At 68.3% G+C, this 19,586-nt stretch carries 17 protein-coding genes; 14 read left to right on the top strand and 3 right to left on the bottom strand.

Features of this window, described 5'->3' with window-relative positions; all coding sequences use genetic code 11:
* Window positions 1-76: 76 nt before the first annotated feature.
* The gene (locus ABIC50_RS01940; RefSeq protein ID WP_011656199.1) at window positions 77-1,324 is read right to left on the bottom strand and encodes an ABC transporter substrate-binding protein; all 1,248 of its coding nucleotides are present in this window, start codon (window positions 1,322-1,324) and stop codon (window positions 77-79) included.
* A 429-nt stretch (window positions 1,325-1,753) separates the two neighbouring features.
* Here ABIC50_RS01940 and zwf point away from each other — a divergent pair, with 429 nt between their 5' ends.
* The 3 genes from zwf to ABIC50_RS01925 all read left to right on the top strand — a co-directional run bounded on the left by zwf (window position 1,754) and on the right by ABIC50_RS01925 (window position 5,897).
* Window positions 1,754-3,223, top strand: a complete 1,470-nt coding sequence (gene zwf, locus ABIC50_RS01935; protein ID WP_126227311.1) for a glucose-6-phosphate dehydrogenase — start codon at window positions 1,754-1,756, stop codon at window positions 3,221-3,223.
* 87 nt (window positions 3,224-3,310) lie between these two features.
* On the top strand, window positions 3,311-3,991 hold the full coding sequence (pgl, locus tag ABIC50_RS01930; RefSeq protein WP_354161315.1) for a 6-phosphogluconolactonase: 681 nt from the start codon (window positions 3,311-3,313) through the stop codon (window positions 3,989-3,991).
* Window positions 3,969-5,897, top strand: a complete 1,929-nt coding sequence (locus ABIC50_RS01925; RefSeq protein WP_105831589.1) for a bifunctional transcriptional regulator/glucokinase — start codon at window positions 3,969-3,971, stop codon at window positions 5,895-5,897. The genes pgl and ABIC50_RS01925 overlap by 23 nt, the downstream gene beginning before the upstream one ends.
* A 107-nt stretch (window positions 5,898-6,004) precedes the next feature.
* Here the strand turns inward: ABIC50_RS01925 and ABIC50_RS01920 are convergent, their stop codons facing one another.
* The gene (locus ABIC50_RS01920) at window positions 6,005-7,222 is read right to left on the bottom strand and encodes a Bcr/CflA family multidrug efflux MFS transporter (RefSeq protein ID WP_354161312.1); all 1,218 of its coding nucleotides are present in this window, start codon (window positions 7,220-7,222) and stop codon (window positions 6,005-6,007) included.
* Window positions 7,223-7,481: 259 nt separating this feature from the next.
* Between ABIC50_RS01920 and ABIC50_RS01915 the strand changes: the two genes are divergently transcribed.
* The 9 genes from ABIC50_RS01915 (at window position 7,482) to ABIC50_RS01875 (ending at window position 15,486) form a co-directional block, all read left to right on the top strand.
* Window positions 7,482-7,934 (top strand): hypothetical protein, encoded by a 453-nt coding sequence (locus ABIC50_RS01915; protein ID WP_011656194.1) that lies wholly within the window; start codon window positions 7,482-7,484, stop codon window positions 7,932-7,934.
* 190 nt (window positions 7,935-8,124) lie between these two features.
* A complete protein-coding gene (gene hemL, locus ABIC50_RS01910) occupies window positions 8,125-9,408 on the top strand; it encodes a glutamate-1-semialdehyde 2,1-aminomutase (RefSeq protein WP_354161310.1) in 1,284 nt (427 codons plus the stop codon).
* 12 nt (window positions 9,409-9,420) lie between these two features.
* Entirely contained in the window at window positions 9,421-10,542 is a 1,122-nt protein-coding gene (gene ribD, locus ABIC50_RS01905; protein WP_011656192.1) for a bifunctional diaminohydroxyphosphoribosylaminopyrimidine deaminase/5-amino-6-(5-phosphoribosylamino)uracil reductase RibD, read from the top strand.
* A 14-nt stretch (window positions 10,543-10,556) separates the two neighbouring features.
* On the top strand, window positions 10,557-11,186 hold the full coding sequence (locus ABIC50_RS01900) for a riboflavin synthase (RefSeq protein WP_354161307.1): 630 nt from the start codon (window positions 10,557-10,559) through the stop codon (window positions 11,184-11,186).
* Window positions 11,187-11,368: 182 nt separating this feature from the next.
* Complete coding sequence (locus tag ABIC50_RS01895) at window positions 11,369-11,887, top strand: DUF1993 domain-containing protein (protein WP_354161304.1); 519 nt, start codon at window positions 11,369-11,371, stop codon at window positions 11,885-11,887.
* A gap of 187 nt (window positions 11,888-12,074) precedes the next feature.
* Window positions 12,075-13,217, top strand: a complete 1,143-nt coding sequence (gene ribBA, locus ABIC50_RS01890; RefSeq protein WP_011656189.1) for a bifunctional 3,4-dihydroxy-2-butanone-4-phosphate synthase/GTP cyclohydrolase II — start codon at window positions 12,075-12,077, stop codon at window positions 13,215-13,217.
* Between the two features lie 52 nt (window positions 13,218-13,269).
* A complete protein-coding gene (gene ribH, locus ABIC50_RS01885; RefSeq protein WP_006754953.1) occupies window positions 13,270-13,785 on the top strand; it encodes a 6,7-dimethyl-8-ribityllumazine synthase in 516 nt (171 codons plus the stop codon).
* A complete protein-coding gene (nusB, locus tag ABIC50_RS01880; RefSeq protein WP_006754954.1) occupies window positions 13,782-14,219 on the top strand; it encodes a transcription antitermination factor NusB in 438 nt (145 codons plus the stop codon). Before ribH ends, nusB begins: the two co-directional genes overlap by 4 nt.
* 70 nt (window positions 14,220-14,289) lie before the next feature.
* Window positions 14,290-15,486, top strand: a complete 1,197-nt coding sequence (locus ABIC50_RS01875; protein WP_354161302.1) for a pyridoxal phosphate-dependent aminotransferase — start codon at window positions 14,290-14,292, stop codon at window positions 15,484-15,486.
* 112 nt (window positions 15,487-15,598) lie between these two features.
* Here the strand turns inward: ABIC50_RS01875 and ABIC50_RS01870 are convergent, their stop codons facing one another.
* On the bottom strand, window positions 15,599-16,717 hold the full coding sequence (locus ABIC50_RS01870; protein WP_342612504.1) for a transglycosylase SLT domain-containing protein: 1,119 nt from the start codon (window positions 16,715-16,717) through the stop codon (window positions 15,599-15,601).
* A 596-nt stretch (window positions 16,718-17,313) separates the two neighbouring features.
* On the opposite strand from ABIC50_RS01870, the gene ABIC50_RS01865 reads away from it, so the two are divergent.
* Window positions 17,314-18,870 (top strand): UbiD family decarboxylase, encoded by a 1,557-nt coding sequence (locus tag ABIC50_RS01865; protein ID WP_105831581.1) that lies wholly within the window; start codon window positions 17,314-17,316, stop codon window positions 18,868-18,870.
* Window positions 18,871-18,904: 34 nt separating this feature from the next.
* Complete coding sequence (locus ABIC50_RS01860; RefSeq protein WP_354161299.1) at window positions 18,905-19,576, top strand: LysE family translocator; 672 nt, start codon at window positions 18,905-18,907, stop codon at window positions 19,574-19,576.
* Window positions 19,577-19,586: the final 10 nt, after the last annotated feature.

Here is a 19,586-nt window from a genome sequence, read left to right as displayed (position 1 = left end):
CGCGGGCGAGCCCGTTTGCTGCACATGCAAAAACGCCCGGCCGACGATGCGTTTCCGGCCGGGCGCCCGTTGCGCCTTACTTCACCTTCGCGGCTTTCGCGAGCGCGGCGACCGCGCTCTTCGAATCCTGCTGCGAGTTCATGAACTTCGTCACGACGTCGGTGATCGCACCGGCCGTCGCGTCGCCCTGCGCCATGCCGTGCGCGAGCGACGGCACGAAGCCGCCCGACTTGATCGCGGTCTGCTCGTCGGCGTACGACTTCTTCGCGCAGTCGTCGAACTTGTCCATCTTCACGCCGAGGCGTACCGGCACCGAACCCTTCAGCAGGCTGAACTGCTCCTGGAAGGCCGGCGTCATGATGGTCTTCGCGAGGGCGAGCTGGCCCGGCGTCGCGTCCTTCTGGCCCTTCTGCTGGAAGAACACGAACGAGTCGACGTTGAACGTGTACGAGTTCGCCGTGCCCGGCACCGCTGCGCAGATATAGTCCTTGCCGGCCTTCTTGCCCGCGTTCTCGAACTCGCCCTTCGCCCAGTCGCCCATGAACTGCATGCCGGCCTTGCCGTTGATCACCATCGCGGTCGCGAGGTTCCAGTCACGACCGTTGCGGCCGGTGTCGAAGTAGCCCTGGATCTTGCGCACCGTGTCGAACACCGACACCATCTGCGGCGAGTTCAGCGTGGCCTGGTCGAGATCGACGAGCGCCTTCTTGTAGAACGCCGGGCCCTGCGACAGCACGACGTCTTCCCACAACGTCAGGTCCTGCCACGGCTGGCCGCCCATCGCGACCGGCTGGATGCCCGCGGCCTTCAGCTTGTCGGCCACCGCGAAGAACTCGGGCCAGGTCGTCGGCACCTTCGCGCCGATCTTGTCGAGCGCGGCCTTGTTGATATAGAGCCAGTTCACGCGGTGCACCGAGAACGGCGCGGCGACGGTATGGCCCTTGTACTTGATGATCTTGTCGATTTCCGGCGGCAGGTTCTGCTTCCAGTCGCCGGCAGCGGAATCGATGTTGACGAGCACGCCCTGGTCGGCCCAGTCCTGGATCAGCGGGCCCTTGATCTGCGCGGCCGACGGGGAGTCGCCGCTGATCACCTTGGTCTTCAGCGCGGTCATGGCCGCCGCGCCCGCGCCGCCCGCGACCGCGAAGTCCTTCCACACGTAGCCCTGCTTCTGGAGGTCGTCCTTCAGCACGCCGACGGCCTTCGACTCGCCGCCCGAGGTCCACCAGTGCAGCACCGTTACGTTCTCGGCCGCCTGCGCCGCCACGGCGCCAGCCATCAGACCCGCGGCGCAGAGCGCGCCCATGATCGAGCGAACTTTCATTACTTATCTCCTCCAGACTGAATCAACTCGTGAGGTTCCCTGACCGGGAACCGGCTTCTTGATAAACGACGGGGAAATCGAGCCGCGGGACGCATGCAGCGTACGGGGCCGATGACCGGCCGGGCTCTTACAGAAAGCGTGAATCGAGATTCAACGGCGTGTCTCCTCATTGTGTTTCTGGCCCGCCGCGATGCCGCGGCGCGAGCCCGGGGCGACGGCGCGCGGACGATGCGCACCGTCAATGTCCGATAACATTCGGCACAAGGCGTTCCCGAAGGCGAAGCTCGCGCAGTTCATCGACCGCACTTCTTTTTTTCTTCACCCAGGTGCTACCCCTTGCGGCGGATTGTAGTTAAACTACAATTCAGTGTCAAAAATATTTTTATCGCACTACGGATCGCTTCCCAGCACCCCAACCGGCGGAGACACATGCATACCGATTCCAGCTTTACCTTCGTACTTTTCGGCGGCACCGGCGACCTGTCGATGCGCAAGATCCTGCCCGCGCTGTTCGAAGCGCACCGCGGCAACATGCTCGCGGAAAGCGGCCGGATCGTTGCCGTCGCGCGGCACGAATCGGATCGGGCGGGCTATCTCGAGTGGGTCGACACGCACGTGAAGCCGCATGCGGCGAAGGCGGCCGGCAAGGCGTTCGACGACAGCGCGTGGCAAGCCTTCCTCGAGCGCATCGAATACGTGAAGCTCGACCTCGGCCGCGCGGAGGACTACACCGTGCTGCGCGACGCGGTCGCGCAATTGCCCGGCATCCGCGTGTTCTATCTCGCGACGGGGCCGTCGCTGTTCGTGCCGATCTGCAAGGCGCTCGCGTCGGTCGGCCTGAACGAAGGCGCGCGCATCGTGCTCGAGAAGCCGCTCGGCTACGACCTGCGCTCGTCGAACGCGATCAACGACGCGGTCGGCGAGATCTTCGCGGAAGACCAGATCTACCGGATCGACCACTACCTCGGGAAAGAGCCGGTACAGAACCTGCTCGCGCTGCGCTTCGGCAATGCGCTGTTCGAGCCGCTGTGGCGCCGCGAATGGGTCGAGAGCATCCAGATCACGATCGCCGAGGAGCTCGGCGTCGAGGCGCGCGGCGATTTCTACGACAATACGGGCGCGCTGCGCGACATGGTGCAGAACCACCTGCTGCAGTTGCTGTCGATCGTCGCGATGGAGCCGCCGCACTCGATGGATTCCGACTCGGTGCGGGACGAGAAGCTGCGCGTGCTGCGTGCGCTGAAAGCGGTCGATCCGCGCGACATCGGCAAGGTCGCGGTGCGCGGCCAGTATCATGCGGGCGTGATCAAGGGCGCGCAGGTGCCGGCCTATGCGACCGAGCCGGGCGTGAAGCCCGACAGCCAGACCGAAACCTTCGTCGCGCTGAAGGTCGAGATCGAGAACTGGCGCTGGGCCGGCGTGCCGTTCTTCCTGCGCACCGGCAAGCGTCTCGCCGATCGCGTCGCGGAGATCGTCGTCAATTTCCGCGCGGTGCCGCACTCGGCGCTCGGGCCCACCGCGCTGCGCGCCGGCGCGAACCGCCTCGTGATCCGGCTGCAGCCGAACGAGACGATTCGCCTGTACTGCCTCGCGAAGCAACCCGGCGAAGGGATGAACCTCGCGAGCGTGCACCTCGACCTCGCGTTCGACCAGTTCTTCAAGGAAGGGCAGATGGAGGCCTACCAGCGCCTGCTGCTCGACGTGATCAACGGCCGCCTCGCGCTGTTCGTGCGCCGCGACGAGCAGGAAGCCGCGTGGCGCTGGGTCGAGCCGATCCTGAACGAATGGGCGCGCTCGCTGAAGCCGCCGAAGCCGTACGCGGCAGGCACGTGGGGGCCGGCCGCGGCGAGCGCGATGCTCGCGCAGCACGGCACCTGCTGGCTCGAAGAAGAAAATTGATGCAAACCGTTGCCGTGCGCGCTTGGCGCGCGGCAACGTGCCCCACGATTCATACGAATTGAACAGACAAAGCAGTCCGGAGGAGATGTGATCGAGATTCACGCTTTCGACACCCAGGAAGCGCAAAGCGAGGCGCTCGCGCGCGCCGTGGGCGATGCGCTGCGCGCCGCGCTCGGCGGCGCCGCGCGCCCGACGCTCGCGGTGTCCGGCGGCACGAGCCCGCGCCCGTTCCTGCAAACGCTGTCGCACGCGGCGCTCGACTGGGCCGGCGTCGACGTCACGCTGGTCGACGACCGCTGGGTGCCGGAGGACGATGCGGCCAGTAACGCGCACCTCGTGCGCGATACGCTGCTGCAGCACGCGGCGGCCCCTGCCCGCTTCCTGCCGCTCGTCGACACCAGCACTGCGCTCGACGCGCACGTCGCCGCGCTGAACGCGAACGCCGACTACCGCGTGCCGACCGTCGCCGTGCTCGGCATGGGCGAGGACGGCCACACCGCGTCGATCTTCGCGGACGCGCCCGAATGGGACCACGCGATCGCGACGCCCGAGCGCTTCGTCGCCGTGCATCCCGGCGCCGCGCCGCATGCGCGCGTGAGCTTTTCGCTCGATGCGCTGAAGCGCGTCGACCGGCTCTTCCTGTTGATCGCGGGCAGCCGCAAACGCGACGTGCTCGACGCCGCGGCCGCCACGCTGCAGAAGAACGCGATTTCCCACCTGGCCAACGACAAGGGGACCAAGCTCGATGTCTACTGGTGCGCAAAGTAAGGCTGTCGTCGCGGTCCAGCATGCCGACGGCCCGCGCCTGCTCGCGGACGTCGGCGGCACCAACGCGCGTTTCGCGCTGGAAACCGGCCCGGGCGAGATCACGCAGATCCGCGTCTATCCCGGCGCCGACTATCCGACGATCACCGACGCGATCCGCAAGTATCTGAAGGACGTGAAGATCAGCCGCGTGAACCACGCGGCGATCGCGATCGCGAACCCGGTCGACGGCGACCAGGTCACGATGACCAATCACGACTGGAGCTTCTCGATCGAGGCGACGCGTCGCGCGCTCGGTTTCGACACGCTGCTCGTCGTCAACGACTTCACCGCGCTCGCGATGGCGCTGCCCGGCCTCACCGATGCGCAGCGCGTGCAGATCGGCGGCGGCACGCGCCGCCAGAACAGCGTGATCGGGCTGCTCGGGCCCGGCACCGGGCTCGGCGTGTCGGGCCTGATTCCGGCCGACGATCGCTGGATCGCGCTGGGCAGCGAAGGCGGCCACGCATCGTTCGCGCCGCAGGACGAGCGCGAGGATCTCGTGCTGCAGTACGCGCGCAAGAAGTTTCCGCACGTGTCGTTCGAACGCGTGTGCGCGGGCCCCGGCATGGAGATCATCTATCGTGCGCTCGCCGCGCGCGACAAGAAGCGCGTCGCCGCGAACGTCGACACGGTCGAGATCGTCGAGCGCGCCCATGCCGGCGAAGCGCTCGCGCTCGAGGCCGTCGAATGCTTCTGCGGGATTCTCGGCGCGTTCGCGGGCAGCGTCGCGCTCACGCTCGGCGCGCTCGGCGGCGTCTATATCGGCGGCGGCGTCGCGCTGAAGCTCGGCGAACTGTTCACGCGCTCGTCGTTCCGCGCGCGCTTCGAGGCGAAGGGCCGTTTCACGCACTATCTGCAGAACATCCCGACCTACCTGATCACCGCCGAATATCCGGCGTTCCTCGGCGTGTCGGCGATTCTCGCGGAGCAGTTGTCGAACCGTTCGGGCGGCGCGTCGTCAGCGGTGTTCGAGCGGATTCGCCAGATGCGCGACGCGCTGACGCCGGCGGAGCGCCGCGTCGCCGATCTCGCGCTGAACCATCCGCGCTCGATCATCAACGACCCGATCGTCGACATCGCGCGCAAGGCGGACGTGAGCCAGCCGACGGTGATCCGCTTCTGCCGCTCGCTCGGCTGCCAGGGGTTGTCGGACTTCAAGCTGAAGCTCGCGACCGGCCTCACCGGCACGATTCCGATGAGCCACAGCCAGGTGCATCTCGGGGACACGGCCACCGACTTCGGCGCGAAGGTGCTCGACAACACGGTGTCCGCGATCCTGCAGCTGCGCGAACACCTGAACTTCGAGCACGTCGAGAATGCGATCGAGATCCTGAACGGCGCGCGACGCATCGAGTTCTACGGGCTCGGCAATTCGAACATCGTCGCGCAGGACGCGCACTACAAGTTCTTCCGCTTCGGGATTCCGACGATCGCGTACGGCGACCTGTACATGCAGGCCGCGTCGGCCGCGCTGCTCGGCAAGGGCGACGTGATCGTCGCCGTGTCGAAGTCGGGGCGCGCGCCCGAGCTGCTGCGCGTGCTCGAGGTCGCGATGCAGGCCGGTGCGAAGGTGATCGCGATCACGTCGAGCAACACGCCGCTCGCGAAGCGCGCGACCGTCGCGCTCGAGACCGACCACATCGAGATGCGCGAGTCGCAGCTGTCGATGATCTCGCGGATCCTGCATCTGCTGATGATCGACGTCCTCGCGGTCGGCGTCGCGATTCGTCGCGCGTCGACCAACGGCGAGTTGCCGGAGGCCGTCGCGCAGGCGCGCGCACGCGCGAGCGACGACGAAACGGCCGACGTGCTCGACTGGCTGAGCCACGGCGCATCGCCGGCGGCGAAGGACGTCGCGCGCGACTGACGGTCGATACGGTCAGGCGCTCGCCGCTTTCCGACCGCCCGAAAAAAAACGCCACCGACGCATCGCGCGGTGGCGTTTTTTCATGCCGCGGCCATTGCGGCCTCCGCTCACGCCCCCGCTTTCACCGGCCGGCCATGCCAGCGCAGCACGAGGTAGCGCCCGGCGAAACACAGCACGCCCGACACACCGATCGTCACGCCCATCGCGAACGGCGTGCCGTCCGCGAGTGCGCCGATCGCCACGCTCGCGAGCGCGCCGAGCGCGAGCTGCATCGCACCGAACACGGCCGCCGACGCGCCCGCGTTGTGCGGGTAGCGATGCATCAGGTCGGTCGTGCAGTTCGCGGACAGGATCCCGACCACGCCGACCACGAAGAACAGGCACACGACGATCGACCACAGCCCGCCCCACCCCGTCAGCGCGACGAGCGCGACCGCGAGCGATGCGATGCAGCTCACGAGCGACGCGGCGGAGATAAGGCGCAGCGAGCCGATCCGGCCGACGAGCCGCGTGTTCGCGAAGTTGCCGATCATGATCCCGACGACGTTCAGCCCGAACAGCAGCCCGTAGTGCTGCGGCGACACGTGGAAATACTCGATGTACACGAACGGCGTCGCGGTGATGTACGAGAACATCGCCGCGAACGCCATCCCGCCGCACAGCATGTGCCCCCACGCGACCGGATCGGACAGGATGCGCCCGTACGACGCGAACGATGCAAGCACGGCCGCGCTCTTGCGCCGCTCCTTCGGCCAGGTTTCGGGCACGCGCAGGTACGCGGTCGCCGCGCACAGTGCGCCGAACACGGCCAGCACGACGAACACGCCGCGCCAGCCGGCGAAGCGCAGTATCTGCCCGCCGATCAGCGGCGCGAGCAGCGGCCCGACCGCGGTGACGATCGCGACCATCGACAGCACCTTCGCGGCGTCGGTCGGCTCGTGCGCGTCGCGCGCGATCGCGCGGGCGAGCACCGACGCGGCGCCCGCGCCGAGCGCCTGCAGGAAGCGCACGGCGATCAGCATGTCGATCGAGCCCGACACGAAGCAGCCGATGCTCGCGAGCGTGAACAGCGCGATGCCGCCGAGCAGCACCGGGCGGCGGCCCCACGTATCGGACAGCGGACCGTACAGCAACATGCCGATCGAGAAGCCGGCCATGAAGCTCGTCAGCGTGCGCTGCGCGGCGCCGGGGCTCACGGAGAAGCCGTCGGCGATCGACGGCAGGCTCGGCAGGTACATGTCGGTGGCAATCGGCCCGCAGGCGGCGAGCGCGCCGAGCAACAGGATCAGCCGGGCATCGGGCCGGCGCCGGACGACGTGGGACATGGGTATCCGCAATGGAGGCCCGCGCGCATCGGGGCACGCGTGGCGGTGAAGACGGGAGGCCGCGCCGCGGACGGCGCTCAGGCCCATGATTGTACGCGCAACTTTTTCGCGTGCCGGCGGCGCGTGTGGCGCGCAGGGCCGGCAAGCGCCGGTACGGCCGGTGTCGCGCGAGCTTGCGTGCGGATTCGCTTGCGGATTCGATTAAGCTTGCTGCTCGCCGCTTTTCTCGTCTGACCAAATCGACCCGACGACCGCACCGATGACCGCTTTCCTGCTGATCTGGAGCCCCAAGAAATGGCCGTGGCCCGAGCTGCCCGACGTCGCCGCGCGCGTGAAGGCCGGCGAGGCCGTGCATGACGTGTGGGGCTGCGGCTTCGCCCGCGGCATCCTGCCGGGCGACCGCGTGTTCCTGCATCGCGTCGCGAAGGAGCCAAAAGGCGTGTTCGGCTCCGGCTACGTGACGCGCGCGCCTTACGAGGTGCCCGATCCGGCGACCCGGCGCGGCTACCGGCTGTGCATCGACTTCGTCTACGACTGGCTGGTCGACGCGCACCAGGACGTCGTGATCCCGCGCGACGCGCTGCGCGTGCATCCGTACTCGGTGCAGACCTGGGATGCGCAGAGCTCCGGCACGTCGATCAAGCCGATGGTCGAAGGCCCGCTGGAGAAACGCTGGGCCGAACTGACCGGCAAGCGCAAGTCGCCGCGATAAGCGGATCGGAGCCGGCCCGCCGTCGCCGGTCCCGCGCGCCCACCTCGCGCCTGCCCCCCAACGCGCCGAAAGGCCGCAGACCGCCCGACGGGCCCGCCCCGCGCGTCTCCGGTACAATCGGACGGATAGTTCCGCCCAGGCGCCGCGGCCCGTGCACAGGCCCCGCACCCTTCTCTCGCAGGTTTCGCTCATGTCCAACAATCAGATCCTCTTCGAACGCGCCCAGAAGACCATTCCGGGCGGCGTCAACTCGCCGGTGCGCGCCTTCCGTTCGGTCGGCGGCACGCCGCGCTTCGTGTCGCGCGCACAGGGCCCGTACTTCTGGGATGCCGACGGCAAGCAGTACATCGACTACATCGGTTCGTGGGGCCCGATGATCGTCGGCCACGTCCACCCGGAAGTGCTGTCGGCCGTGCAGAACGTGCTCGCCGACGGCTTCTCGTTCGGCGCGCCGACCGAGGCGGAAATCGAGATCGCCGAGGAAATCTGCAAGCTCGTGCAGTCGATCGAACAGGTGCGGATGGTGTCGAGCGGCACCGAGGCCACGATGAGCGCGCTGCGTCTCGCGCGCGGCTTCACGGGCCGCAGCCGCATCGTCAAGTTCGAGGGCTGCTATCACGGCCACGCGGACAGCCTGCTGGTCAAGGCCGGCTCGGGCCTGCTGACGTTCGGCAACCCGACGTCGGCCGGCGTGCCCGCCGACATCGCGAAGCACACGACCGTCCTCGAATACAACAACGTCGCCGCGCTGGAAGAAGCGTTCGGCGCGTTCGGCGATGAAATCGCCGCGGTGATTGTCGAGCCCGTCGCGGGCAACATGAACCTCGTGCGCGGCACGCCCGAATTCCTGAACGCGCTGCGCGCGCTGTGCACGAAGCACGGCGCCGTGCTGATCTTCGACGAGGTGATGTGCGGTTTCCGCGTCGCGCTCGGCGGCGCGCAGCAACACTACGGGATCACGGCCGACCTCACCTGCCTCGGCAAGGTGATCGGCGGCGGGATGCCGGCCGCCGCGTTCGGCGGCCGCCGCGACATCATGGCCCACCTCGCGCCGCTCGGCGGCGTGTACCAGGCCGGCACGCTGTCGGGCAATCCGATCGCGGTCGCGGCCGGCCTGAAGACGCTGCAGCTGATCCAGGCGCCGGGCTTCTACGACGCGCTCACCGCGCAGACGAAGCGCCTCGCCGACGGCCTCGCGGCCGAAGCGCGGGCGGCCGGCGTGCCGTTCGCGGCCGACTCGATCGGCGCGATGTTCGGCCTGTACTTCGCCGAGCGCGTGCCGACCAGCTTCGCGGAAGTCACGAAGAGCGACACCGAGCGCTTCAATCGCTTCTTCCACCTGATGCTCGACGAAGGCGTGTACTTCGCGCCGTCCGCGTATGAGGCCGGCTTCGTATCGAGCACGCACGACGACGCGGTGATCGACGCGACGCTCGCGGCCGCGCGCCGCGCATTCGCGGCCCTCGCCGCCTGACCGGAACCACGCATGTTCTCGGATACCGATTTCGCCCACATGCAGCGCGCGCTGACGCTCGCGGCGCGCGGCATGTATACGACCGCGCCGAACCCGCGCGTCGGCTGCGTGATCGTCAAGGACGGCAACGTCATCGGCGAAGGCTTCACGCAGCCGGCCGGCCAGGATCACGCCGAGGTGCAGGCGCTGAAGGACGCGCGTGCGCGCGGCCATGACGTCGCCGGCTCCACCGTATACGTGACGCTCGAGCCGTGCAGCCACTTCGGCCGCACGCCGCCGTGCGCGAACGCGCTGATCGACGCGCGCGTCGCGAAGGTCGTCGCGGCGATGGAAGACCCGAACCCGCAGGTATCGGGGCGCGGCCTCGGGATGCTGCGCGACGCGGGCATCGACGTGCGCTGCGGGCTGCTCGCGAACGAAGCAGGCGAACTGAACATCGGCTTTGTGTCGCGGATGACGCGCGGCCGGCCGTGGGTGCGGATGAAGACGGCCGCGTCGCTTGACGCACGCACCGCGCTGCCGTCCGGCGAAAGCCAGTGGATCACCGGCGAGGCCGCGCGCCTCGACGGCCACGCCTGGCGCGCGCGCGCATGCGCGATCCTCACCGGCATCGGCACGGTGCGCGAGGACAACCCGCTCCTGACGGTGCGCGGCATCGACACGCCGCGCCAGCCGCAGCGCGTGCTGGTCGACAGCCGCCTCGACCTGCCGCTCGATGCGCGTCTGCTCGAAGGTGCGCCGCTGCTGATCTTCTGCGGCCGGCTCGATGCGGCCGGCGAAGTGCGCGCGAAGGTGCTGAAGTCGCGCGGCGCGGAAATCGTGCCGCTCGCGAATGCGCACGGCAAGGTCGACCTGCCCGCGATGCTCGCGGCGCTCGGCGCGCGCGGCGTCAACGAACTGCACGTCGAGGCCGGCCACAAGCTGAACGGTTCGCTGCTGCGCGAGCAGTGCGTCGACGAGCTGCTCGTCTATCTCGCGCCGAGCCTGCTCGGCAGCGACGCGGCCGGCATGTTCGACCTCGCCGCGCCGGCGAGCCTCGACGCGCGCACGCGGCTCGCGTTCCACAGCGTCGAGCGAATCGGCGACGATCTGCGGATTCTCGCGCGCGTCGCGCCGCCGGCCGCCACCCACTGAACGGAGCCGTCACGATGTTTACCGGAATTGTCGCGGCCGTCGGCCGCATCGAATCGATCAACCCGCTCGGCGCGTCGGCCGACGCCGGCGTGCGCCTGACCGTGCACGCCGGCGGGCTCGACCTCGCCGATGTCGCGCTCGGCGACAGCATCGCGATCCAGGGCGCGTGCATGACGGTGATCGAAAAAACCGCCGCCACGTTCGACGTCGACGTGTCGCGCGAAAGCCTGAACCGCACGGTCGGGCTCGCGCAACCCGGCGAAGTGAACCTCGAGAAGGCGCTGCGCGCGCACGACCGCCTCGGCGGGCACATCGTGTCGGGCCACGTCGACGGCCTCGGCACCGTGACGCGCTTCGCACCGGTCGGCGAATCGCACGAGTTGCGGATCGTCGCGCCGCGTGAGCTCGGCCGCTATCTCGCATACAAGGGCTCGATCACCGTCAACGGCGTGAGCCTGACCGTCAACGCGGTCGACGATCGCGCGGACGGCTGCGAATTCTCGATCAACCTGATCCCGCATACGGTCGAGGTCACGACACTGCGTCACGTGAAAGCCGGCGACAAGGTCAATCTCGAAATCGACATGATCGCGCGGTATGTCGAGCGGATGCTGTCGGCATCGCACGGCGTGCAGCAGGACTGATTGCGGGGGGCGCTGCCCCAGGACATGAAATGGCGGCCGGCGGTTCGGCCCGACACCTGGCCGGACGGCCAACGACGCGCACGGGTCATCGCGTCGCGCTAAGATGCAACGGCAGCGGTTTCGGCGCCGCGACACACGGTGCGCCGCATACCGGCTGTCCCTTTTCCTCCAGGAGTCGTCCCATGTCCATCTCGATGTACCAGGCTTCGCTGCCCGTCCTCATCCGCGGCCTCACCAACCTGCAGCACATCCTCGGCAAGGCGCAGGCGCATGCGGCCGAGAAGCAGATCGACCCGTCGGTGTTCATCGGCGCGCGCCTCTATCCGGACATGCTGCCGCTCGTCCGCCAGGTGTACATCGCGACCGACACGGCCAAGGGCTGCGCCGCGCGGCTCGCCGGCGTCGACATCCCGAGCTATCCCGACGTCGAGCAGACCTTCGACGAGCTGCATGCGCGCATCCAGAAGACGATCGACTATCTGAAGAGCTTCGAGCCCGCGCAGATCGACGGCAGCGAAACGCGCCAGGTCGTGCTCAAGATGCGCACCGGCCCGATCGAGTTCACCGGCCAGTCGTACCTGCTGAACTTCGTGCTGCCCAACTTCTTCTTCCACGTGACGACCGCGTACGACATCCTGCGCCACGGCGGCGTCGAACTCGGCAAGCTCGACTACCTCGGCGGTCGCAACGAGCACGCGTGACGCCCGGCCGCGCCCCGGCCGAGCTGCGGCCGCCCGTCCTCGGGCGGGCCGCGGCGGCCCCGGCAGGCCCGCCTCGCCGGGCGGTCGCGCGGCTTTCCGGCGTGCTCGCCGGCCGCGCGCGGCCAGCGCCAGCCGAAACGCGGTCCGGCTGGCGTAAAATACGCACTTTCCTCTTTCTCGCCCCCTTATGACGCTCGCCTCCACGCTCGACATCATCGCGGAGTTGAAAGCCGGCCGGATGGTGATCCTGGTCGACGAAGAAGACCGCGAAAACGAAGGCGACCTCGTGATCGCCGCCGAATTCGTCACGCCGGAAGCGATCAACTTCATGGCCAAGTACGGCCGCGGCCTGATTTGTCTGACGTTGACGCAGGAACGCTGCAAGCAGCTGCACCTGCCGCTGATGACCTACCGCAACGGCACCCAGTACGGCACCGCGTTCACGGTCAGCATCGAAGCGGCCGAAGGCGTGACGACCGGCATCTCGGCGGCCGACCGCGCGCACACGATCGCCACGGCGGTCGCGCACGATGTGCGTCCCGAGCACATCGTGCAGCCGGGCCACGTGTTCCCGATCATGGCGCAGCCGGGCGGCGTGCTCGTGCGCGCCGGCCACACCGAGGCCGGCTGCGACTTCACCGCGCTCGCCGGGCTCACGCCGGCCGCGGTGATCTGCGAGGTCATCAAGGACGACGGCACGATGGCGCGCCTGCCCGACCTGCTCGAGTTCGCGAAGGAGCACAACCTGAAGATCGGCACGATCGCCGACCTGATCCACTACCGCAGCCGCACCGAATCGATCATCGAGCGGATCGCCGAGCGCACGATGCAGACCGCGCACGGCACGTTCCGCGCGGTGCTGTACCGCGACCAGCCGACCGGCTCGCCGCACATCGCGCTGGTGCGCGGCACGCCGTCGCCCGACGTCGATACGCCCGTGCGCGTGCACGAGCCGCTGTCGGTCCTCGACCTGCTCGAGACGAGCATCTCGACGCACTCGTGGACGCTCGACGCCGCGATGCGCGACATCGCGGAACGCGACCTCGGCGTGATCGTGCTGCTCAACTGCGGCGACACGAAGGAACATCTGATCGACGTCTTCAAGGCGTTCGACGAGGAAGAAAAGGCCGCTGCGCTGAAGCGCCGGCCGGTCGATTTCAAGACGTTCGGCATCGGCGCGCAGATCCTGCGCGATGTCGGCGTCGGCAAGATGCAGGTGCTGTCGAATCCGCGCAAGCTGGGCAGCATGTCCGGCTACGGCCTCGAAGTCACGGGCTTCATTCCGATGCCCGGCGGCGAAGCCAAGTCCTGCCCGGCGTCCCACGCGTAACCCGCCACGGCGCTTTCGCCCTATAACCGTTCATCCACACCACGGACAGATCATGGAAATCGGACAATACCAACCGAATCTCGAAGGCGACGGCCTGCGTATCGGCATCGTGCAATCCCGCTTCAACGAACCCGTCTGCAACGGCCTGGCCGATGCATGCGTCGAAGAGCTCGAGCGCCTCGGCGTCTCCGGTGAAGACGTGCTGCTCGTGTCGGTGCCCGGCGCGCTGGAAATCCCGCTCGCGCTGCAAAAGCTCGCGGAAAGCGGCCAGTTCGACGCACTGATCGCGCTCGGCGCGGTGATCCGCGGCGAGACGTACCACTTCGAACTCGTGTCGAACGAAAGCGGCGCGGGCATCACCCGCATCGGCCTCGACTTCAACCTGCCGATCGCGAACGCGGTCCTGACGACCGAAAACGACGAGCAGGCCGTCGCGCGCATGACCGAAAAGGGTCGTGACGCCGCACGCGTCGCGGTCGAGATGGCGAACCTGACGATGGCGCTCGACCAGCTCGGCGACGACGAGGACGAAGAAGAAGACGAAGAAGACGAAGAGGAGCGCGCATGAAGAAGAGCGCCCGCCGACAATCGCGCGAGCTGGCGACGCAGGGCCTGTATCAGTGGCTGCTGTCGAACGCGGCCCCCGGCGAGATCGACGCGCAACTGCGCGGCGCGCTCGGTTACGACAAGGCCGACAAGGAGCTGCTCGACGCCATCCTGCACGGCGTGATTCGCGAGCATGCGACGCTCATCGAAGCCCTCACGCCGTCGCTCGACCGCCCGGTCGACCAGCTGTCGCCGGTCGAGCGCGCCGTGCTGCTGATCGCGACGTTCGAGCTCACGCATCATGTCGAAACGCCGTACCGCGTGATCATCAACGAAGCGGTCGAACTCGCGAAGACGTTCGGCGGCTCGGACGGCTACAAGTACGTCAACGGCGTGCTCGACAAGCTCGCCGCGAAGCTGCGCCCCGCCGAAACGCAGGCGCGCCGCAACGGCTGATTCCGTTGGTACACGGGCGCGCAAGCGCCCGTTTTTCATTCTTCCTCCCCTTCCTCGCCCCGCCCGACCGATGAATACCACCGCCGATTCGCTCGTCACGCTCGCCGCACGCGTCGACGCGATCCAGCCCTTCTACGTGATGGAACTGATGAAGGAGGCACAGCGGCTCGAGTCCTCCGGGCGCGATGTTATCCACATGGGCATTGGCGAACCGGATTTCACCGCGCCGGAGCCTGTCGTCGAGGCGGCCGCGGTCGCATTGCGCCGCGGCGTCACGCAGTACACGAGCGCGCTCGGCATCGCGCCGCTGCGCGAAGCGATCGCCGCGCACTATGCACGCGCGTACGGCCTCACGGTCAGCCCCGAGCGGATCGTCGTGACGGCCGGCGCATCGGCCGCGCTGCTGCTCGCCTGCCTCGCGCTCGTCGGCCGCGACGACGAGGTGTTGATGCCTGACCCGTCGTACCCCTGCAACCGGCACTTCGTCGCGGCGGCCGAAGGCCGCCCGGTGCTCGTGCCGAGCGGCCCGGAAGCCCGCTTCCAGCTCACCGCGGACGACGTCCGCACGCGCTGGGGCAGCCGCACGCGCGGCGTGCTGCTCGCGTCGCCGTCGAACCCGACCGGCACGTCGCTCGAGCCGGACGAGCTGAAGCGGATCGTCGAAGCCGTGCGCGCCCGCGGCGGCTTCACGATCGTCGACGAGATCTACCAGGGGCTCAGCTACGACGCGGCGCCCGTGTCGGCGCTGTCGTTCGGCGACGATGTCGTCACCGTGAACAGCTTCTCCAAGTACTTCAGCATGACCGGCTGGCGACTCGGCTGGCTGGTCGTGCCGCCGTCGCTCGTCGGCACCTTCGAAAAGCTGTCGCAGAACCTGTTCATCTGTCCGTCCGCGCTCGCGCAGCACGCGGCGCTCGCATGCTTCGAACCGGCCGCGCTCGACATCTACGAAGCGCGCCGCGTCGAATTCAAGCGTCGCCGCGACTTCATCGCGCCGGCGCTCGAACGTCTCGGCTTCACGGTACCCGTGATGCCGGACGGCGCGTTCTACGTGTATGCGCACTGTGGCGGCGTCGCCCATCCGGCGGCCGGCGACAGCGCGGCGCTCACGCAGGCGATGCTGCACGACGCGGGCGTCGTGCTGGTGCCGGGCATGGACTTCGGCGTCCATGCGCCGCGCGACTATATCCGGCTGTCATATGCGACCGCTTACACGCGCCTCGAAGAGGCCGTCGATCGGCTGGCGGCGCTGTTCGGCCAGCACTGACGTCCGACCGGCCGTCCCGGCCGGCGCGCGGCGGCCCTTGCAGCCGCGCAAAAAGAAAAAGGCACCCGGATCGGGTGCCTTTTTGCTTGGAGCCGGCTGGAACCGCGCGGCGTTACGCGCCGAGTTCCGGGTGGTCGCCGTGCGACTGCTTCGCGGTGTCGACGCTGGCGGCGTCCTGCTGCGGCGCGCCCTTCGGCACGGCGGCAGCCTTCGCGGCGATCGGCTGGGCGGCGTCGAGCGTCGCGTGCACGCGCTTCGCGCCGCCGGCCGCTGCCGTCGCGGACGCGGTCACGATCGGCTTCGACGGCTGGGCCGGCGCATTAAGCGGCACGCTGCGGCCATGCGCGACGTCGCGCAGGCGGGCACGCTCGGCCATGACCTTCGAGCCGTAGGCGGTGTCGTCCGGGTTCGTCGAGCCGTTGTACATGCGCAGACCGTTCGCGAGCGAGCCGCCGCGGGCGATGCAGTCCTTCAGCACCAGTGCGCCGACCTGCAGGTTCGCGAGCGGTTGCAGCGCGGTGTCGGTACCGCCGAAATATTCGAACTTGTCGGAATGGACCTTCGACATGACCTGCATCAGGCCTTGCGCGCCGACGCCGCTTTCCGCGTACGGGTTGAAGCCCGATTCGATCGCCATCACGGACAGCAGCAGCAGCGGATCGAGGCCGACGTCGCGACCGGTCTGGAACGCGGCCTTGACGAGCTGGCCGAGCGGCTCCTGCGCGACCCGGTAACGGCGCGACAGGTAGGTGGCGACGAGCGCCTGTTCACGGTTCGACGCAAGCGCACGATCGTCGCGCGCATCGGCCGGAACCCGCTGGGTCGGGATCAGTTTCGCGAGCGCGACGGGCGACGGGCCGTTGCGGGCCGGATCGGACGCATCGTTCTGCGCGGCGGTTTCCGGTGCGACGTCGAGACCGACGGCGAGCGCATCCGGTTCGGGGGCGTCTTCCTGCTGCGGCTGCGCGCCGGCAGGCGCGAAGTTCGGCAACGGATGACCGGTCAGCAGACGGGCCGGACCGGCCTGCACGGCCGCGGATACGACCGGCATCAGCTTCGCGGCGATGTTCCCGCGCACGGTCGGCAGCAGCCACAGGGCCAGTGCGATCGCGACGGCGAAACAGCCGACAACGCTGAATAAATGGTGACTGACACGCGTCCCGCGACGCAGCATGTCGCGCACGATCTGCGCATGCTGCTCATTGGGACGCCACGATAACCAAGCGTTCATTCAGATCATCTCCCATGAACATGACTCGTGCGGCTCGCTCAGCTCGATGGCGAGACAGAATACGTGCCGCGGAATCACGATGCCGCCCGCCTTGGTTGGGACGCGCAAGCATCGGGGAAACGGTATAAGTACCGTTCGAGGCCACGGTGTAAGAGGGCCGGCACCTTCGCACATTGGGCGAGGCGGGCATACGCGGTGGCACCCACGCAAAAAACCAGCGTGTGGTAGCGCTGGCTGGGACTACTACAAAAGCCGTCGAATACGCCGTGCAGGTATCGGCGGACGGTGACGCGCTGCGTCAAAGATCGGTGATTGGCGGCTCGAAGCCTTTTACCCTGCAGCCAATGTGAGCGGATTCTAGCAGGGTTTTATAGATCGTCAACACTATGAAATCTCAAAATCATAACAAAAAGTAATTTTGAATCGCCCTTCAGATCGCGAGCCCCCTGCCGTAGGGGCTCCGCGCGCGATCGACTTTTTTCACCGCCGGGCGTGCGCGCGGCCGCCCGGGTAAAATCGGCGATCGATTCGGGGCCGCAGCCGGCCGCTGCGCCCGCCCACCGCTGCCCGCTTTGCGGGCGGCCCGGACCTTCTTCATGAAATACAAAGACTTACGCGATTTCATTCAGCGCCTCGAGGCGCTCGGCGAACTGCGGCGCGTCACGCAGCCCGTGTCGCCCGTGCTCGAAATGACCGAGCTGTGCGACCGCGTGCTGCGCGCCGGCGGCCCGGCGCTGCTGTTCAACGCCCCGCCCGGCAATGCATTTCCGGTGCTCGGCAACCTGTTCGGCACGCCGCGCCGCGTCGCGCTCGGGATGGGCGTCGATGCGGGCGACGACGCCGCGCTCGGCTCGCTGCGCGACCTCGGGCGGCTGCTGTCCGCGCTGAAGGAGCCGGATCCGCCGAAGAGCCTGAAGGACGCCGGCAAGCTGCTGTCGCTCGCGAAGGCCGTGTGGGACATGGCGCCGAAATCGGTGTCGTCGCCGCCGTGCCAGGAGATCGTCTGGGAAGGCGCCGACGTCGATCTGCACAAGCTGCCGATCCAGACCTGCTGGCCCGGCGACGCGGGGCCGCTCGTCACGTGGGGCCTGACGGTCACGCGCGGGCCGAACAAGCCGCGCCAGAACCTCGGCATCTACCGCCAGCAGCTGATCGGCCGCAACAAGCTGATCATGCGCTGGCTCGCGCATCGCGGCGGTGCGCTGGACTTCCGCGAATTCGCGCTGCAGAACCCGGGCAAGCCGTATCCGGTCGCGGTCGTGCTGGGCGCGGACCCGGCCACGACGCTCGGCGCGGTGACGCCCGTGCCCGATTCGCTGTCCGAGTACCAGTTCGCCGGCCTGCTGCGCGGCAGCCGCACCGAACTCGCGAAGTGCCTGACGCCCGGCGTCGACACGCTGCAGGTGCCCGCCCGCGCAGAGATCGTCCTCGAGGGCTTCATTCACCCGCAGGAAGGCGCGCCCGCCGCTGCTCCGGCCGGCGCACCGCCGCGTCCGGCCGGCAACGCGTCCGCCGCGTACGAGCACGCGCTCGAAGGCCCGTACGGCGACCACACCGGCTACTACAACGAGCAGGAGTGGTTTCCGGTGTTCACCGTCGAGCGCATCACGATGCGCCGCGACGCGATCTATCACTCGACCTACACGGGCAAGCCGCCCGACGAGCCGGCCGTGCTCGGCGTCGCGCTCAACGAGGTGTTCGTGCCGCTGCTGCAGAAGCAGTTCACCGAGATCACCGACTTCTACCTGCCGCCGGAAGGCTGCAGCTACCGGATGGCCATCGTCCAGATGAAGAAGAGCTACGCGGGCCATGCGAAGCGCGTGATGTTCGGCGTGTGGAGCTTCCTGCGGCAGTTCATGTATACGAAGTTCATCGTGGTCGTCGACGAGGACGTGAACATCCGCGACTGGAACGAGGTGATCTGGGCGATCACGACGCGCGTCGACCCCGTGCGCGACACCGTGATGGTCGACAGCACGCCGATCGACTATCTCGATTTCGCGTCGCCCGTCGCGGGCCTCGGCTCGAAGATGGGGCTCGACGCGACCAACAAGTGGCCCGGCGAGACGAACCGCGAATGGGGCCGCCCGATCGAGATGGACGCGGCCGTGAAGGCGCGCGTCGATCGCCTCTGGCAAGAGATCGGACTCTAAGTCCGCGCGTTGAACGTATCCGGCAAGAACGACGATGAGCTTCGCCCCCGCCTCGATGATGTCCGACGGATTCTTCCTGTCGTTGTCGCTGTGTCTCGACATCGGCCTCGTCAACGTCGCGATGCTGTCGCTGACGCTGTCGCACGGCTTCCGGCCGGGCTTCTGGCTCGGCGTCGGCTCGTGCGTCGGCGATCTCGTCTACGCGGCGCTCGCGCTCGCGGGCATGGCCGTGCTGCTGCAGTTCGAGGCCGTGCGCTGGATCGTCTGGATCGGCGGCGGCGCGGTGCTGCTGTTCCTCACGTGGAAGATGGCGCGTGAAGCGCTCGCGCCGGCCGGCGGCGCCGACACGGGCGATGCCGACGACACGCCGCAGCCGCGGGCCAGCGCGCGGCGCAGCTTCGTGCGCGGGATGCTGCTCGCGATGTCGTCGCCGAGCGCGATCCTGTGGTTCGCGGCGGTCGGCGGCGCGCTGATCGCGAAAGCCGGCGCGACCACGCCGGCGACGGCGTCGGTGTTCCTGTCCGGCTTTTTCCTGGGCGGCCTCGCGTGGACCCTCTTCATGTGCACGCTCGCGAGCCAGGGCCGCAAGCGCGCGGGCGCCGGGCTGATGCGTGCATGCCATGTCGCGTCGGCACTGCTGTTCGCGTATTTCTCGTACAGCGTGATCGTCGGCGGCTATCGCGACCTGATCGTTCACGCTGTGTGAGCGGCGCACG

The organism is Burkholderia sp. 567, assembly GCF_040545115.1.
GTDB classification, from domain to species: domain Bacteria; phylum Pseudomonadota; class Gammaproteobacteria; order Burkholderiales; family Burkholderiaceae; genus Burkholderia; species Burkholderia ambifaria.
This window is presented reverse-complemented; position numbering and strand designations above follow the sequence as displayed.

Coding starts and splice junctions, on each gene's coding strand:
- ABIC50_RS01940 (WP_011656199.1), bottom strand. CDS start 1,324: ATGAAAGTTCGCTCGATCATGGGCGCGCTCTGCGCCGCGGGTCTGATG.
- zwf (WP_126227311.1), top strand. CDS start 1,754: ATGCATACCGATTCCAGCTTTACCTTCGTACTTTTCGGCGGCACCGGC.
- ABIC50_RS01925 (WP_105831589.1), top strand. CDS start 3,969: ATGTCTACTGGTGCGCAAAGTAAGGCTGTCGTCGCGGTCCAGCATGCC.
- ABIC50_RS01920 (WP_354161312.1), bottom strand. CDS start 7,222: ATGTCCCACGTCGTCCGGCGCCGGCCCGATGCCCGGCTGATCCTGTTG.
- ABIC50_RS01915 (WP_011656194.1), top strand. CDS start 7,482: ATGACCGCTTTCCTGCTGATCTGGAGCCCCAAGAAATGGCCGTGGCCC.
- hemL (WP_354161310.1), top strand. CDS start 8,125: ATGTCCAACAATCAGATCCTCTTCGAACGCGCCCAGAAGACCATTCCG.
- ribD (WP_011656192.1), top strand. CDS start 9,421: ATGTTCTCGGATACCGATTTCGCCCACATGCAGCGCGCGCTGACGCTC.
- ABIC50_RS01900 (WP_354161307.1), top strand. CDS start 10,557: ATGTTTACCGGAATTGTCGCGGCCGTCGGCCGCATCGAATCGATCAAC.
- ABIC50_RS01895 (WP_354161304.1), top strand. CDS start 11,369: ATGTCCATCTCGATGTACCAGGCTTCGCTGCCCGTCCTCATCCGCGGC.
- ribBA (WP_011656189.1), top strand. CDS start 12,075: ATGACGCTCGCCTCCACGCTCGACATCATCGCGGAGTTGAAAGCCGGC.
- ribH (WP_006754953.1), top strand. CDS start 13,270: ATGGAAATCGGACAATACCAACCGAATCTCGAAGGCGACGGCCTGCGT.
- nusB (WP_006754954.1), top strand. CDS start 13,782: ATGAAGAAGAGCGCCCGCCGACAATCGCGCGAGCTGGCGACGCAGGGC.
- ABIC50_RS01875 (WP_354161302.1), top strand. CDS start 14,290: ATGAATACCACCGCCGATTCGCTCGTCACGCTCGCCGCACGCGTCGAC.
- ABIC50_RS01870 (WP_342612504.1), bottom strand. CDS start 16,717: ATGAACGCTTGGTTATCGTGGCGTCCCAATGAGCAGCATGCGCAGATC.
- ABIC50_RS01865 (WP_105831581.1), top strand. CDS start 17,314: ATGAAATACAAAGACTTACGCGATTTCATTCAGCGCCTCGAGGCGCTC.
- ABIC50_RS01860 (WP_354161299.1), top strand. CDS start 18,905: ATGAGCTTCGCCCCCGCCTCGATGATGTCCGACGGATTCTTCCTGTCG.